Consider the following 14,192-nt stretch of genomic DNA (forward strand, 5'->3'; position numbering starts at 1 on the left):
TCGGTTCTCTTTTTTTCTATACAATGAGTACAATGCTTAGTTAAAGGTTCAAAGAGGGTATAATAACATCCGTTATCCTACATAGATGTCTAAATGTTATTTCGGTAAGAGTTGCTATTGACATGACACCAAATGGTGTCTTATAATAAAAATGTCACCGAACGGTGTCCCATTAAGGGAGATTCACACAATTAGGAGTGGGTGTTGTGAGCGACAACAACCAAGAGCGGGATGTGTTTGACGCGATTGCAGACCCGACAAGACGCCGGCTGATTCAACTGTTAGCTCAGACAGAGGAGTTACCTCTCCATGAATTAACAGCACAATTTCAGATGGGGCGTACAGCTGTATCTAAGCATTTGACCATCCTGAAAGAAGCCGGACTCGTACTTGACCGCAAAGTAGGCAGAGAAACGTTGTTTAGGTTAAACGCTACTCCACTTCGAGAGGTGCAGGATTGGGTAGCTTTCTACAGTAAGTTCTGGAGTATGAATATGCTGCGTTTAAACCAACTAATCGAGGAGGATGAATTATGAGTTTAGAATTAACATTGGATTTTCAGTACAAAACAACGATCGAGAAGTTGTGGTCCGCATTAACCGATTCAAGCAAGCTTGCCAAATGGGTATTGGAAAATGATTTTGAGCCTACTGTTGGACATCACTTTCAATTCCGTGCTCAGCCAAACGAGTGGTGGGATGGCATTATCAACTGCGAAGTCTTGGTCGTAGACGAAACAAAACGCGTGTTGTCTTACACAGCAGCAACAGGTGCTGAAAAGCATACCGTTGTCTGGTCGCTGCAGGATTTGGGTGACGGGAAGGTTAACCTTCATCTTGAACAAACGGGCTTCTCCAATGTTCAAGGACTGGAAGGCGCTAGATATGGCGTTACACAATGGTGCGGTCAGCTTGAGAAGCTGCTTGCAGCCTAGCCACCTCACCTGAAAGGGAGTACTCCTTTATGATAAATAAAACCTTGTTCACGAAAGCAGATGCTTTCTTTAGTAAGGCTAAGACTTGGAAAGAAGAATATGAGAAGCTTAGAGCGATCATTCTTGAGTTTGAGCTGACCGAAGATTATAAGTGGATGCATCCTTGTTATACGTTAAATGATAAAAACATCTTATTAATTCATGGATTTAAAGAATATTGTGCGATTCTGTTTCACAAAGGGGTTTTGATGAAAGATCCCAATGGCATCCTAATCCAACAGACGGAGAATGTGCAGGCAGGGCGCCAGATTCGGTTCACCAGTGCCAAGCAAATCGAAGAGATGGAAGACATCTTGAAAGCTTATATTCAGGATGCTATTGAAGTTGAGAAGGCCGGACTTGAAATAGAGTATAAAAAGAATGATGAGTATACGATACCAGAAGAGTTCCAGATTAAATTAGAGGAAGTCGACGGCTTAAAAACGGCATTCGAATCCTTAACACCAGGTCGTCAAAGAGCATATCTGCTTCATTTCTCACAACCGAAACAATCCAAAACACGAGAATCAAGAGTTGAAAAGTATATGCAGCAAATTCTCGATGGAAAAGGATTAAATGACTAAAAGGGAGCTAAACGGCTCCCTTTTTTCGTTTGAGTTCCTATTTTCGCCAAAAGGTAGTGCAGTCTGCTTTATCTTCCATATTAAAAGTAATCATTTTCTTCAATAAGGAGTAATCAACCGGACTCTTCCACGGGATACGAACCAACTGGTTGGTGTGGTCATAGCCAGACTTCACGATTTCATCAGCGAGAAAAATCATTCCTGCCCGTTCAGGTGCAACAGCCAAATGCTGCTTAGATACGCTAAAACCAATGATAAAGGTATCGTGATCAGTAAACATAGGCTGATTCCATGCGATTTTGGGTACTAGAGTTGGAAACGTCTTAGCTACCCAATCAAAAACTTCCTCCGCTCGAGCTCGTTGGTCCGGGTTATCCATCTTTCCTAAAAACTCTTCAAATTCTACCAAGTTGTTCCCTCCTGAAAGGACAATGTTTATTTCATGATAACAGGATGTCTGAGGGCAAACAACATGGCTATCAACAGAAAGGCGGGTTAATAATGTCTGAAGAAATCATTGCGTTTCATAATCTCCATTTACCCAATGAGGTTAGAGTATTTCAGATTCCAAGAGAGAATATTCGTGTGTGGGATGACAATTACATGGTCTACGATGTTAAAATGAAAGATTCCCTAGGCAACGATTTCATCTTCAGACATTATTCTTTTTATGATAAATGGTTCGAGGTTAACATCACTCTTGATGAAAGCGGTAAGTTAATAACTGAACGTGGTCCGATTGATTGGAGCTATAATTGTGATATCTGTACTCCTTGCTTTAGTACCGGAACTGAGTTGTATAATTTGGATTTGGAATTAGACATTTTGGTCAATCAGGACGGCCAAAATTATATTGTCATTGATGAGGATGATTTTGAAAATGTCGTTAATCAAGGGTTACTCTCAGATGACGAGCGTATTGGTGCAAGAAAAGGGCTCGAGAGCTTAATTGAATTAATTGAATCGGGAAATTTACAACCTTATTTGGAGAGTGTTTGTTCATTTACGGATCTAATCCGTTTATCTGATACAATACCGCATCAGATCCTACAACTATCTGATGTGCCATTAATAGATGCTACCAAGAGACGAAGGCTATACGGTAAAAGAACTCAGTTATAGCTTTTTGCTGAAGAGATTTGGAAATAAGCCTTTTACAGTACGCAAAAGTCGCGAATTATCGCGACTTTTTTATTTATATATAGCGCACCTTCTCTACTTACTAGCAGGATAGTTTATTAGCCTAGTGGAATATACAGAAAGGAATCCCAATAACGATGTTCGAAAGGAGAAATGAGTTATGTTGAAACTTTTCGAGTACAACTGGCAGGTTCGCAAAGATTGGTTTGACTGGTGTAGTACGGTGAATGAGGAAGAGCTGCTCAAGAAACGCACCGGCGGCCTAGGATACATTCTTCCTACGTTGTATCATATTGTGGCTGTGGAATATGGCTGGATCTGCGGCGGCATACAAGATAAGGCGATTGAAATCCCGCCATTCGAAGAAGTGGCCAACTTACAGCAAATCATCGATTTTTCCGCGCGTTGCCATGAGGAGCTCGCACCATTTGTCTATGAGTGGAATGACAGTCTGGAAGACAAAATAATGATTGATATCACCGATGAAGGAGAACGGGTACCCCATAAATACGGTGAAGTGATGCGGCATGTCATTGCTCATGAGATCCATCACGTCGGTCAATTGTCTGTCTGGTCCCGAGAAATCGGACTAAAGCCGGTTACGGCAAACTTGATTGGCAGAGGATTATTTGATACGGTAAAAATCCACCTGTAAAGGAGTGTCTGAATAGTATGGAATTAGGGATTAAAGGAAAACGAGCCATCATTACGGGCGGCAGTAAAGGTATCGGCTTCCAGACGGCTATGCTGCTAGCATCCGAAGGAGCTCAAGTAGCTCTTGTTGCTAGGAGTGAGGGACCGCTAAAGGAAGCTGCAGAGAGGATCGCGGCGAAGACTGGTATAGAGCCGTTCATTATCGTGGCGGACGTATCCGTTGAAGAAGAGGTGTACAGCGCGGTAGCGGCGACTGCAGAGCGATTTGGCGGTATTGATATCCTGGTGAACAACGCAGGCACTTCGGCAGCAAAGCCGTTTGAAGCGGTAGATGCTGCTGCGTGGTCAGCAGATTTGGATTTGAAGCTATTCGGCGCGGTTCATTTTACACGTGCAGCATTACCGTTTTTACGTCAGGACGGGGGAGGAGCGATAGTCAATGTCACAGCGATCGGCGGGAAGACACCTTCAGGCTCATCGCTGCCAACTTCGGTCAGTCGTGCAGCCGGACTCGCGCTGACCAAAGCGATGAGCAAGGATCTAGCACCTGATGGTATACGCGTGAACGCGGTTTGCATCGGACTGATCCGAAGCGATCAGATCGAGCGAATGTGGCAGGCAATGGCGCCTCACCTGACTTGGGACGAATTCGCAGCCGATCCACGTCACGACATTCCGCTCGGACGAATCGGTCGCACTGTGGAAGCCGCGAAAGTCATCACATTCCTCGTATCAGAAGCTGCTTCTTACGTAACAGGTACATCGGTCAATATTGATGGCGGCAAGGCAGCAGTTCTTTAGCAGAGGTACATATGATTAGGGAGAAATGATGGTTCTATTATGGAGCCATCTTTTTTGCGTCTGCTGTTGGATGACAAGTCATTTTATCTTGTTGACGATTGTTATATGTTACAGTAAACTGTACACAATACACTTAACTGTAATGGAGGGATGATCGCATGAGCGGCTACACTGCAAAACAGATCTCAGAAATTCTTCTACAGGATGACCCTCGAATGAATTTGAGAACGGTTAGATACTACACTCAAATTGGAATGGTACCGCATCTGGAGCTAGTGGGCAATAAGAGGGCGTACACGGAAAAGCACCTTCACTTTTTTCGAGCCATCATAACCTTAACAAGAACGGGAGAAACACTGGCGTCTATACAAGAAAAATTAATGATACTCTCGATAGAAGAAGTAGTGAAGATTGGACAGCAGATGCATCTGTATGATCCGAATCGGATCTTGGAGAACGAAACTCTTACTATAACAGAAGATGTCGCAATCACATTAAGTCCCAGAATTTCCGCTGAATTAAAACAAAAAGTCATTGATTCTGTTTCCCAGCTTATAAGGGAGGATAAGAAATGATGCTTAATCTGCGGATGGCGAAATCAATAATGGAACAAGAAGACGGGATGAACCATTTGTGGATCCAGTTTTTATCCGAGGAATTAGTGACTATAGAAAAAGCAGAAGTTTGCATTGAGCTCCCGAGTGGACTGCATCGAACACCAAATTTGAATGGTTATGTGGAAAATGAAACAGGGTGTATTGTTTTAAATTTGTCGCACGATACAGATATACTCTTGGAGATATACACTCAAACCGCAGTTGACTTTGATGAGGCTCGTATCGTTGTTACTTTTCGTTTTCAAGATAGCGAGAACCAATGGAAGCAGTTCAATAAGGATATCTCTGTTCACTTCGTCTCAGAGGAGGAGCTGGAGGAAACTTTAGAGCTTGACCTACAGGTGATTGAACGTGTGAAAGAGCTAAGAACCCATGCTGCAGAAGAGTCTAATTCAGTTGAGTTCTTAATCATTCAAACTAGAACTTACGATCATACAGATAATGAGTACGCTTATCTTGAGAAAAAGTACCGGGTAGATTATTTATAAGGAGGAATTTACAGGTGGCAAATATGGAGAATGAACAAATTGATTTTTCAGTGGAGTATCAGGACACCAATGGAGTAGTGTTTTATAGAAATGTTAAAGCAGAAGATGTTGCTGAAGCCAAGCAGATCATGAATCAACTCCACCCTGAAGCTATCATACGGGCTGTTTCACTTGTACCAAATGAGGTAATTGGAAATAACTAAATAACACCACGATCATACCGCCACCTTTTGGCGGTTTTCTTATTTCCAGCAATAGGGACAAAATGGAGCATTTTATGAAACGTATTGATACCTTTTACAGTATGTAAGGCTAAAGGAAATATTCTAGCGAGGAGTCAATCCATCATGACAAGAACAGAAGACATAAACACTTTAAAATTGGAATTAAGACTTATTGAACAATGGGAAAAGGACCAAAAGGATCTTTTTTTCTGGGAAAAACTCGGCAGGCTGCCTTTTGCTATTCTTGACCGGCTGACCCCCAAGTTTATTCAGGATAAAATAGGGTTAGCGCTGGATGAGCTCGGAAGCTACGTGCAGAGTGGCGGACGTTATCTGATTAGTAAGGAACAGATGTATCGCAAATTTTTCCCGAATGAAGATCGTGATTCTGAGATGGATTTAAATCGGATCGGACAGCTGCCACTCAGCCGAATGGATGAGATGGCCAACAGCATTACGAAATCAAGCAGCAACACGGCGACTGTGCAAGGTGCTACAACGGGAATAGGAGGCATTTTCACTCTTGCCATCGACATTCCACTCCTACTCGGCATCTCAATTAAAGCACTACAGGAGATTGCGATTAGCTACGGTTATGACCCTACAGAAAAATCCGAGCGTATCTTTATTGTGAAGTGCCTGCAGTTTTCTTCTTCTGACATTGTAGGTAAGAAGGCCATTCTAGAGGATCTTGCTGCGTTCCATTCAAATGAGCAAAGTGCACAGGTTATGTCCCAGCTCCAAGGCTGGCGCGAGGTTATGCTTACTTACCGGGATAACTTTGGATGGAAAAAGATAGCTCAACTGATTCCGATTGCAGGCATTCTGTTCGGTGCCTATCTGAATCGCTCAACCCTCCAAGATGTCACTGAAACAGGTAGAATGATGTACCGGAAGCGTAGAATTCTCGAGAAATTGAATGCTGTCGAGGCAGACGAACAGGGGAGTTGAAGTTTTATGAATGATTTTATAATTACTAAAGTAAATCAAATAGACCCCAATACGTTAATGCAGCTGGTTGAAGAAAGCAGGAGTGAGGGACATCGTAACCTCACTCGGCTAATAACCGAATATGAGGATGGAACAAACAGATTTGATAAGGAGGGGGAAGCACTCTTTATCGCTATAAATAGTAATAAAATCGTAGGAGTATGCGGTTTGAATCAAGATCCATACTCTGATAGACAAGAAATAGGGCGAGTTCGAAGGCTGTATGTTTCGCCAAATGTACGACGGTTTGGAATAGGTCGGATGTTAATGGATTTCGTTATTGCTGATGCAAGAAATCACTATCAAATGCTTGTATTAAAGACGGACAATCCTATTGCTCACTTATTTTATCAGTCCATAGGATTTTCAGTTCAAACTCGATCAGAAAAGAACAGCTATATTCTTCAGCTAGGTTGAGCTGATGAACGGCTGATTATAGTTACGATAGATGCTGACCAAATCGAGAAGGAATTCACCTGAATCCGGAACAATTGTATCTCTAGTTTCCGGGATGGAAGCTATTTGGGTGCCGATACTAGGACAAATAAAGATATTTAACCGAAATGAAATAAGCTGCCGAATGAATGGCAGCTTATTTTTTGACTAACTAATCTAATCAAATATGAAGTGGTTCCAAATAAAGCATTGGCGGTGACAAAAGAAGATGTTACAGGCTGTTTTTATTGATAGAGATGGTACGATTGGCGGCTCTGATGAGGTTGTTTTACCGGATAAATTTGAAGTTTTTCAATTTACGCAACCATCTTTGGAGTTGTTAAAGAAGGTTCAGATCCCTGTTTTCTCATTTACGAATCAACCTGGCATATCTCGAGGTGAAGTTAAAGCTCAAGATTTCGTAGATGAACTTACTTCTTTTGGTTTTGATCAAATATACCTATGTCCACATCAGAGTGGGGAAGGCTGCTTATGCAGAAAACCTTCCACAGGAATGCTTATAAGAGCTTCACAGGATTATAACCTAGAGCTGAAAAACTGCGCTGTTATTGGTGACAGGTGGACAGATATGATTGCTGCCAACAGAGCAGGTTGTATAAAGGTGTTAGTCAAGACGGGTTCAGGAGAAAAAGATCTCACCAAATATAATAATAATCAATTTTTTGGAGAATGGAATGAAGCGGCTCCTGATTATATCGCAGAGGATTTGTTGGATGCGGTGAAATGGTTATTAAAAGGGGTTGAGTAAAGAGGATTTGAACCAGGGGAGAAGTCGGGGATCTATTTTGGAGGAGGTGTTGGAATGATTTCACTTCGAAAAATCACGTTGGAAAATCGGCGCGAAGTTTTCTTGTTAAAGGTGTCAGAAGACCAATCTCGGTTTGTTGCATCTAATCTGTCTAGTGTTGCTTCCTGTTATGTCCTTAGTGCAAATGAAGGAAATCCTCTACCATTTGCCATTTATGCTGATGAAGTAATGGTTGGATTTGTCATGATTGTATATGGCATTACTGGTTATGAAGTTCCTAAAATCGCGGACAACAATTATTGTATTTTGCGATTTATGATTAGTGAGCAGTACCAGAAACGGGGTTATGGCAGGGAAGCAATGACTAAAATTGTGGAGTATATACGCACATATCCAGTAGGTCGTGCTCAATATTGTTGGATACCATATGTACACGAAAACATTGTTGCTAAAAAGCTTTATGAAGAATTTGGATTCCATGATACTGGTGAGAGAATAAATGAAAATGAACATGTAACTTTGTTAAAGCTCTAACTTAATTAGGTAAGCAGGAAGCCCATAATTTATCCTCGAAAGATTTTTGCATAATTTAGTTTATTATGGAGAAATTAATTTCAGCAACACAAATCACTTCACACCAGGAGGGCTTATCAATGGCTAAGAATTCGTTACTTGTACCACAAGCATCCGCGGCATTAGATCGTTTGAAATTCGAAGTGGCTTCTGAACTTGGTATTCAGTTCTCGCAAGATGGTTATAACGGAGATTTAACAACGTATAATGCAGGGAAGATTGGCGGTTCAATTACTCGGCGTTTAGTCGAGATTGCCGAACAAAGCCTGGGTGGAGCTCAGACTTTTCGTAAATAAACAATAAACATAGATTAATTAACAGGCTGCCGTTCATTATGAACGGCAGCCTGTTTGATTTGTATCGTAATTTTATTATTCCAATTCCGCTATATCGAGCTGACGAATTCGTGATTTTTCGGCAATCATTTCAATCTCGATAATTTTGCCTTCTTCGATTTTAATTTCGAGTACAAAGAGCAATTTACCTCGAGGAGCGACGACTGCGCCAACAGAGCCATTTATGAGCACCAACCGTGCACCTTGAGCACGACCGGCAAAGCCCTTAGCCACAGCTTCCGCACCAAGCACAATTGGCCATGCTGCAACCGGAGGGAATGCAGGATCCTGACGGAGAACAACATCGGGGTCCAAGACCGTAATAAGCTTCTCAAAATCCCCCGAACGCGAAGCAGTCAGAAAAGCATCTACAAGCTCTCGTTTTCGCTTGAACTCCTCGGAATCAGCTGTCGCTTTAGCCCCCTGAATACGACGACGTGCACGGCTCGCAAGCTGTCGAGCTGCAATCTCATTACGCCCGATAATTGGTGCGATTTCCGAATAAGATAAGGCAAAAATATCATGTAATACGAATGCAATTCGTTCGGCGGGATTTAAGTTACCAAGGACCATCAGCATTGCAATACCAACTGAATCAGCCAACAATGTCTCGTGCTCGGGATCGCTGCCGTCTTGATGGCTATTCACCAGCTCAGGCATATCAACCAGTGTAAGCTCTTCACGCCGAGATTTGCGAGTGCGCAGCATATCTAGACAAACCCTGGAGACTATAGTCGTCAGCCATCCCCCCATATTATTTACCATGCTGTTATCGGTTCGGCTAAGCCGAATCCATGACTCCTGAAGCGCATCATCCGCCTCGTTTGTAGATCCGAGCATTCTGTAAGCCACCGCATGCAGGTGATTCCGATGCTTCTCGAATTGTTCAACAAGCCCATTTGGATCGTTCATCTATCCCATACCTTCCTTCGTTCTTTATATTTATATGTCGTATCAAATTGATCAAACGTGACAAAGAGCTGTGAAAGAAATATCTTAAAAATAAATTTCAGTGTATCTGTCACGTTCTCATGTTGTCTTACGACATAGTTAGTGACAAGGAAAGAACATCAAACCTGAGGAGATGATTAAGCTAACCAATATTTTGAAGCAATAAAACATAATAGTAAAGGGAGGATACTCTAAATGACAATTCTTTCGATTGTACTTCAAAGTTTGTTGATTTTATACTATGCCTTTTCAGGTGGTGCAAAAATTTCAGGGGCTAAATACTGGGTCGATATATTCAAGAATCTTGAAATTCCCCAGTGGTTCCGAGTCGTCACAGGCATTGTCCAGTTAGTCGGAGCTGCTGCACTCATCATGGGATACTGGTATGATTGGATGATCGTATGGGCAGGTATTTGGCTTGGAATCACGATGTTACTAGCGTGCTTAGCACATCTAAGAGTTAAAGATCCCATTAATAAAACGGCTCCAGCTATCGTTTTCGCAGTGTTAATCATCATTCTAACTGCCATTAATTCGGATGGTCTGTTTTTTTAAATGAATCTCTATTATACGTCGGCAGCCGGTCTAAAGATCGGCTGCCGTTTAGTTTGAAGGGATAATTTTGTTATAACCGTTTTCTACAAATCAATAATGCTATACTTTTGATAATAATGAGTGAGATAATACCGCATCATTTGGAGAAGGGGGCTAGGACGATGACGGCTTATATGAAACCAAGTTTGGCAATGAGTGAAATTGAGAACGTGTTACAGAAGCATCTTGGACCTGGTGCAGCCGAGATTACACCGCTGGCAGGCGGGAACTTGTCCAATGTGTTTTCCTTCACCCTTGATGGCAAAGGCTATGTCGTGAAGTTCAGTGACCTGGAAGGTGCGTATGAGACAGAACGATATGTCTCTAATTTGTTGTCTAGCGAAGGCATACCTTTTCCTAAATGTTTGGCACTGGGGAAAATCGACCAATTAGCATACGCAATCATGGAGCGGATGGATGGGCACAACCTCGCTGAATGCTCGGTTGATGAACAAAACCATCAGATACCGGAACTTATCAGTATAATGACCAGAATGGCAGAGGTGAATGTTGGGGCAACAAAAGGGTACGGATGGATCGAGCCAGACGGCAACGGAGTATATACATCTTGGAAGGACTTTGTAGTTGCTTTTAATGCGGAGGATCAGACGGGAACGTTCTGGGAGAACTGGCATGAACTCTTTCGAACATCTTGCTTGGAAAAGGACGTTTTTCAAGAGATCTATAATCGTTTAACGGCATACATTCCATATAACGAACCGCATAGGAACTTTGTACACGGGGATTTTCACCAATGGAACATTTTATCGGATGGCAAACGTATTACTGGTATCATAGACGGCAATTGCATATACGGCGATTACCTCGTTGACCTCGCCATTCTTGATCGACATATGCCCTGGAATGAGATCATTAAGGCATATCAAGACAATCAAGAGAAAGCCAATATCGTAATTCCTAACTTCAAGGAGCGCTTAACCGGCGCTTATTATTTCAAGGGACTTGATGGACTACGGTTCTACGCGAAAATGGGATGGACCGATGCGTATCAAGTCACACGGGATTTTTTATTGAACTTGAATGTGAAATGAGGGAGATCAGTGAACTATATAATAACTCCTTACAACCCCAAGTATGCTGAGCAAACCGTGACAATGTGGCGCGCTAGTAAGGAAAAAGCACTTGGGCAGAAAGAAGTCCGTCCTGTTGAGGATCACATTTACTTTATAAATCATATATTGCCTACACAGTTTCAAGTCGAATTAGTATTGATGGATAATCAAGTTATTGGAATTATTGCATTCAATAAGAGTGAAATAAGCCAGCTATATATTCATGTAGATTATCAAGGAATCGGCATAGGCGAAACGTTACTTAATAAAGCCAAAGAAAACTCTAATGGCAAATTACGCTTATATACCTTTGAAGTTAATCATGTTGCGCAGCGATTTTATGAAAAGCATGGATTTAAAGTCATTGCCAGAGGACATGAAAATGAAGAAAATTTACCTGATATTCATTATGAATGGGTATCTCAGTAATAGAGGAGTTATTTGACCCTTGACTTAGAAAATCATATCCAGTAAAATTCCATTTAATCGAATATTCTGAACAATAGCTATGACGAGAAAGAGTACCATGATAAGGTCTTTTACAGAGAGCCCCGGTTGCTGAAAAGGGGTAAAGAATAATCGTGGGAACATGGTCTCTGAGCTGCGCATCGAACCCACTTTGTGGATGTAGGCTGCGCCGGAACCCGCACCCGTTACTGTGCTAGGGTATAAACGCGATAGCGTCGTACCTGAAGAGGTTAATGCCGTAAGGCATTAATAAAATTGGGTGGTAACACGTGAGCATAGCTCTCGTCCCTTCGGGGATGAGGGCTTTTTTGTTTGTCCAAAAAAGGAGGCTTGACGATGGAAAATATTTTTATTGGCGGTGCATGGCCTTACGCGAATGGTTCATTGCATTTGGGACGTTTGGCAAGCTTGCTGCCGGATAAAAAGATCTACGTATGGATCGAGGCAGTCAGCGGATATTTATCGGCAAGCAAGCAGTGGGCTGCAGAGACAGGAGGCAGTTGGGAGCCTTTCTGGCTTACGGATAAAGACAAAACAACAGCTTATTATGTACATGGGAAAGATAATATCCCTTTTCATACCGTCGTATGGCCTGCACTGCTCTTGGGAGCAGGGAATTTGCACTTGCCTGATCGAATCATTTCCTGTGAGTATATGACCTTAGAAGGGAAAAAGTTTTCGACAAGTCACAACTGGGCTGTATGGGTACCGGACATTCTAAGCCGCTATCAGCCAGATTCTATTCGTTATTTTCTAATAGCAAATGGTCCTGAGAACCGGGATACTGACTTTTCATGGAGGGAGTTCATCCATAGCCATAATGGCGAATTGCTTGGCGCATTTGGGAACTTTGTTAATCGTACATTGTCCTTCATTGACAAATCATTTGAGGGATTGGTGCCAGAGGGGAATCTTAGTGAGGAATGGAAGAGAACAATAGAGGAATGGTATCTAAAGACTGGGGCCTTAATAGAAGCAGGTCGTCTCAAAGAAGCGATTGAGCTCATTTTCGCATTTGTTCGTGGAGCAAATAAATTTTTTGATGAACAAAAACCATGGGTACAAATCAAAGAGAGCAAGGCGGCATGTGGGTATACCTTGCATACGTGCGTGCAAATTATCGCGAATTTGTCCCAATTATTAAACCCGTTTATTCCTTTCTCCTGTGAAGAAATTAGAAAGTTTCTAACCATTGAACAACCGGAGTGGAAGTTGATTGTCGTTCCGGCTAACCGTAAAGTTCACAACTTAAAGATCCTGTTCGAGCGTATAGACATAAGTCGAATTGAAGAAGAAACAAGTTTATTAGAGAAACAGAAGCAGCAAAGATGAAGCTTTACTACATGGTGTGTTAATGAAACCCTTTTTCTTGCAATACGTAAAGGGTATTCAAACGAACAGGAAGGAAGAGATACTTGTATGAGACGATTGATGATACTATTATTGGTGCTTTCGACAATGATGTTAAGTGCGTGTTCTTTCTTACAAGAAGCAAACAACTCCTTACAATATGTAGATCAAGCTACAGAACATATAAATACACTCACTAATTTTGCAGAACAAGCACCACAAATGATTCAAGATGCTGCCACGAATCCTGAAACCAAGCAAAAGCTTGAAGATCAATTAATGTCGTTAAAAACTGAAATCGAACAATTTAATTTGATCGACGCCCCTTCGATTGCGAAAGATCTGCATCAACAATTGGTTGATAAGAACAAAGAATTGTTACAAGAGATTAATCAAGCGCTGGCTAATGGTCATCTCGCACTGGATCAACTTCAGAATTCACAAATTATAACAACCATAAACAATATAATCAGCTTTCAGAACCGAATCGAAAATCTAGGATTGTAATTGCTGCACGATAGGCGTTGTAGAGATAACGACTTCTTTAGGGTATACTAGGAGGCAATAAAGGCTTGGAGGGATATTATGGATCGAGGCGTCCGTAAAGTGCCGTTTGGTTATGTTGAGGAAAAGGACTCCCATTCAGGGAAAGGAACGCTGGTGTATTACGATACGTTCCAGGATGTAACGGAGCAACAGCTGACACATGCAGCGGCATTGGCAAAAGCACGGTCGTTCGCGAAGCTTGTTCTATATCCCTTGCATGAGGAAACGGCAAGACGAATGTGGAAACGTCCGATTGAGCCTTACTACATGCGAGAAGATCGTTTGTTTGATTGGCGTCGGGAAAGTGGAGAAGATGGCACGATAACAGTAGAGAATTGGGAGGGTAAGCGGAAGAAGTACACACCTATTGAAGCAGCTATCCGTCATTTGATGGATGTCTATCCGCAGCCACTGTTCCTATATGTATCGCCAGAAACGGCAAACGCATTTGCCTCGTTTAATTCCTTTGAGGAGTGGATCGGAAGGCTTCGTCTAATCATAACTGTACCGCCGCCAGACGCTCACCCCAATCTCACGAAGTACAGACATCGATGGGATGCAGACGAGAAAAGCTGATCTGATATAACGATGAATTAAGGTCGCGTATATCGCGGCTTTTTTTGTGTG

At 42.2% G+C, this 14,192-nt stretch carries 21 protein-coding genes, 1 pseudogene and 1 other annotated feature; of the genes and pseudogenes, 20 read left to right on the forward strand and 2 right to left on the reverse strand.

The window, feature by feature from the left end; genetic code table 11:
- Positions 1 to 206: 206 nt before the first annotated feature.
- Genes FHS17_RS05030 through FHS17_RS05040 form a run of 3 tightly spaced genes read left to right on the forward strand, consistent with a single transcriptional unit; the run spans position 207 to position 1,557 of the window.
- A complete protein-coding gene (locus tag FHS17_RS05030; RefSeq protein WP_167275663.1) occupies positions 207 to 536 on the forward strand; it encodes a metalloregulator ArsR/SmtB family transcription factor in 330 nt (109 codons plus the stop codon).
- Positions 533 to 934 (forward strand): SRPBCC family protein, encoded by a 402-nt coding sequence (locus FHS17_RS05035; protein ID WP_167275668.1) that lies wholly within the window; start codon positions 533 to 535, stop codon positions 932 to 934. Before FHS17_RS05030 ends, FHS17_RS05035 begins: the two co-directional genes overlap by 4 nt.
- Before the next feature lie 29 nt (positions 935 to 963).
- The gene (locus FHS17_RS05040; RefSeq protein WP_167275671.1) at positions 964 to 1,557 is read left to right on the forward strand and encodes a YdeI/OmpD-associated family protein; all 594 of its coding nucleotides are present in this window, start codon (positions 964 to 966) and stop codon (positions 1,555 to 1,557) included.
- 37 nt (positions 1,558 to 1,594) lie between these two features.
- Here the strand turns inward: FHS17_RS05040 and FHS17_RS05045 are convergent, their stop codons facing one another.
- Positions 1,595 to 1,966, reverse strand: coding sequence for an iron chaperone (locus FHS17_RS05045; protein ID WP_167275674.1), 372 nt, complete (start codon positions 1,964 to 1,966; stop codon positions 1,595 to 1,597).
- A gap of 92 nt (positions 1,967 to 2,058) precedes the next feature.
- Here FHS17_RS05045 and FHS17_RS05050 point away from each other — a divergent pair, with 92 nt between their 5' ends.
- The 11 genes from FHS17_RS05050 (at position 2,059) to FHS17_RS05100 (ending at position 8,544) form a co-directional block, all read left to right on the forward strand.
- Entirely contained in the window at positions 2,059 to 2,679 is a 621-nt protein-coding gene (locus tag FHS17_RS05050) for a DUF402 domain-containing protein (protein ID WP_167275678.1), read from the forward strand.
- A gap of 178 nt (positions 2,680 to 2,857) precedes the next feature.
- Entirely contained in the window at positions 2,858 to 3,352 is a 495-nt protein-coding gene (locus FHS17_RS05055) for a DinB family protein (RefSeq protein WP_167275682.1), read from the forward strand.
- Between the two features lie 17 nt (positions 3,353 to 3,369).
- On the forward strand, positions 3,370 to 4,152 hold the full coding sequence (locus FHS17_RS05060) for an SDR family NAD(P)-dependent oxidoreductase (RefSeq protein WP_167275687.1): 783 nt from the start codon (positions 3,370 to 3,372) through the stop codon (positions 4,150 to 4,152).
- A gap of 158 nt (positions 4,153 to 4,310) precedes the next feature.
- On the forward strand, positions 4,311 to 4,727 hold the full coding sequence (locus FHS17_RS05065) for a MerR family transcriptional regulator (protein ID WP_167275692.1): 417 nt from the start codon (positions 4,311 to 4,313) through the stop codon (positions 4,725 to 4,727).
- Positions 4,724 to 5,257, forward strand: coding sequence for a hypothetical protein (locus tag FHS17_RS05070; RefSeq protein ID WP_167275696.1), 534 nt, complete (start codon positions 4,724 to 4,726; stop codon positions 5,255 to 5,257). Before FHS17_RS05065 ends, FHS17_RS05070 begins: the two co-directional genes overlap by 4 nt.
- 14 nt (positions 5,258 to 5,271) lie before the next feature.
- Entirely contained in the window at positions 5,272 to 5,460 is a 189-nt protein-coding gene (locus FHS17_RS05075; RefSeq protein WP_167275699.1) for a hypothetical protein, read from the forward strand.
- Between the two features lie 144 nt (positions 5,461 to 5,604).
- A complete protein-coding gene (locus tag FHS17_RS05080) occupies positions 5,605 to 6,432 on the forward strand; it encodes an EcsC family protein (protein ID WP_167275704.1) in 828 nt (275 codons plus the stop codon).
- 6 nt (positions 6,433 to 6,438) lie between these two features.
- Positions 6,439 to 6,888: a GNAT family N-acetyltransferase gene (locus FHS17_RS05085; protein WP_167275707.1), complete on the forward strand. Its 450-nt coding sequence runs from the start codon at positions 6,439 to 6,441 to the stop codon at positions 6,886 to 6,888.
- A gap of 247 nt (positions 6,889 to 7,135) precedes the next feature.
- A complete protein-coding gene (locus FHS17_RS05090) occupies positions 7,136 to 7,675 on the forward strand; it encodes an HAD-IIIA family hydrolase (RefSeq protein WP_167275712.1) in 540 nt (179 codons plus the stop codon).
- Positions 7,676 to 7,729: 54 nt separating this feature from the next.
- Entirely contained in the window at positions 7,730 to 8,209 is a 480-nt protein-coding gene (locus FHS17_RS05095; RefSeq protein ID WP_167275716.1) for a GNAT family N-acetyltransferase, read from the forward strand.
- Between the two features lie 119 nt (positions 8,210 to 8,328).
- Positions 8,329 to 8,544, forward strand: coding sequence for an alpha/beta-type small acid-soluble spore protein (locus tag FHS17_RS05100; protein ID WP_167275721.1), 216 nt, complete (start codon positions 8,329 to 8,331; stop codon positions 8,542 to 8,544).
- A gap of 75 nt (positions 8,545 to 8,619) precedes the next feature.
- Here FHS17_RS05100 and FHS17_RS05105 read toward each other — a convergent pair whose 3' ends face one another.
- Entirely contained in the window at positions 8,620 to 9,495 is an 876-nt protein-coding gene (locus FHS17_RS05105) for a sigma-70 family RNA polymerase sigma factor (RefSeq protein WP_167275726.1), read from the reverse strand.
- Between the two features lie 234 nt (positions 9,496 to 9,729).
- Between FHS17_RS05105 and FHS17_RS05110 the strand changes: the two genes are divergently transcribed.
- The 6 genes and pseudogenes from FHS17_RS05110 to FHS17_RS05135 all read left to right on the forward strand — a co-directional run bounded on the left by FHS17_RS05110 (position 9,730) and on the right by FHS17_RS05135 (position 14,141).
- Positions 9,730 to 10,089 (forward strand): DoxX family protein, encoded by a 360-nt coding sequence (locus tag FHS17_RS05110; RefSeq protein ID WP_167275730.1) that lies wholly within the window; start codon positions 9,730 to 9,732, stop codon positions 10,087 to 10,089.
- 161 nt (positions 10,090 to 10,250) lie between these two features.
- Positions 10,251 to 11,180, forward strand: coding sequence for an aminoglycoside phosphotransferase family protein (locus tag FHS17_RS05115; RefSeq protein ID WP_167275735.1), 930 nt, complete (start codon positions 10,251 to 10,253; stop codon positions 11,178 to 11,180).
- Positions 11,181 to 11,243: 63 nt separating this feature from the next.
- Complete coding sequence (locus tag FHS17_RS05120; protein ID WP_167276455.1) at positions 11,244 to 11,630, forward strand: GNAT family N-acetyltransferase; 387 nt, start codon at positions 11,244 to 11,246, stop codon at positions 11,628 to 11,630.
- Between the two features lie 70 nt (positions 11,631 to 11,700).
- Positions 11,701 to 11,962 (forward strand) — a binding site (T-box leader).
- 124 nt (positions 11,963 to 12,086) lie between these two features.
- A pseudogene (locus FHS17_RS05125) lies at positions 12,087 to 13,001 on the forward strand (methionine--tRNA ligase); the annotation flags it as partial.
- A gap of 87 nt (positions 13,002 to 13,088) precedes the next feature.
- Positions 13,089 to 13,526: a DUF6376 family protein gene (locus FHS17_RS05130; RefSeq protein WP_167275740.1), complete on the forward strand. Its 438-nt coding sequence runs from the start codon at positions 13,089 to 13,091 to the stop codon at positions 13,524 to 13,526.
- A gap of 78 nt (positions 13,527 to 13,604) precedes the next feature.
- Positions 13,605 to 14,141, forward strand: coding sequence for a hypothetical protein (locus FHS17_RS05135; protein WP_167275744.1), 537 nt, complete (start codon positions 13,605 to 13,607; stop codon positions 14,139 to 14,141).
- Positions 14,142 to 14,192: the final 51 nt, after the last annotated feature.

This window comes from Paenibacillus lupini (assembly GCF_011761355.1).
GTDB classification, from domain to species: domain Bacteria; phylum Bacillota; class Bacilli; order Paenibacillales; family Paenibacillaceae; genus Pristimantibacillus; species Pristimantibacillus lupini.

Coding starts and splice junctions, on each gene's coding strand:
- FHS17_RS05035 (WP_167275668.1), top strand. CDS start 533: ATGAGTTTAGAATTAACATTGGATTTTCAGTACAAAACAACGATCGAG.
- FHS17_RS05040 (WP_167275671.1), top strand. CDS start 964: ATGATAAATAAAACCTTGTTCACGAAAGCAGATGCTTTCTTTAGTAAG.
- FHS17_RS05050 (WP_167275678.1), top strand. CDS start 2,059: ATGTCTGAAGAAATCATTGCGTTTCATAATCTCCATTTACCCAATGAG.
- FHS17_RS05055 (WP_167275682.1), top strand. CDS start 2,858: ATGTTGAAACTTTTCGAGTACAACTGGCAGGTTCGCAAAGATTGGTTT.
- FHS17_RS05060 (WP_167275687.1), top strand. CDS start 3,370: ATGGAATTAGGGATTAAAGGAAAACGAGCCATCATTACGGGCGGCAGT.
- FHS17_RS05065 (WP_167275692.1), top strand. CDS start 4,311: ATGAGCGGCTACACTGCAAAACAGATCTCAGAAATTCTTCTACAGGAT.
- FHS17_RS05070 (WP_167275696.1), top strand. CDS start 4,724: ATGATGCTTAATCTGCGGATGGCGAAATCAATAATGGAACAAGAAGAC.
- FHS17_RS05080 (WP_167275704.1), top strand. CDS start 5,605: ATGACAAGAACAGAAGACATAAACACTTTAAAATTGGAATTAAGACTT.
- FHS17_RS05085 (WP_167275707.1), top strand. CDS start 6,439: ATGAATGATTTTATAATTACTAAAGTAAATCAAATAGACCCCAATACG.
- FHS17_RS05090 (WP_167275712.1), top strand. CDS start 7,136: ATGTTACAGGCTGTTTTTATTGATAGAGATGGTACGATTGGCGGCTCT.
- FHS17_RS05095 (WP_167275716.1), top strand. CDS start 7,730: ATGATTTCACTTCGAAAAATCACGTTGGAAAATCGGCGCGAAGTTTTC.
- FHS17_RS05100 (WP_167275721.1), top strand. CDS start 8,329: ATGGCTAAGAATTCGTTACTTGTACCACAAGCATCCGCGGCATTAGAT.
- FHS17_RS05105 (WP_167275726.1), bottom strand. CDS start 9,495: ATGAACGATCCAAATGGGCTTGTTGAACAATTCGAGAAGCATCGGAAT.
- FHS17_RS05110 (WP_167275730.1), top strand. CDS start 9,730: ATGACAATTCTTTCGATTGTACTTCAAAGTTTGTTGATTTTATACTAT.
- FHS17_RS05115 (WP_167275735.1), top strand. CDS start 10,251: ATGACGGCTTATATGAAACCAAGTTTGGCAATGAGTGAAATTGAGAAC.
- FHS17_RS05120 (WP_167276455.1), top strand. CDS start 11,244: ATGTGGCGCGCTAGTAAGGAAAAAGCACTTGGGCAGAAAGAAGTCCGT.
- FHS17_RS05130 (WP_167275740.1), top strand. CDS start 13,089: ATGAGACGATTGATGATACTATTATTGGTGCTTTCGACAATGATGTTA.
- FHS17_RS05135 (WP_167275744.1), top strand. CDS start 13,605: ATGGATCGAGGCGTCCGTAAAGTGCCGTTTGGTTATGTTGAGGAAAAG.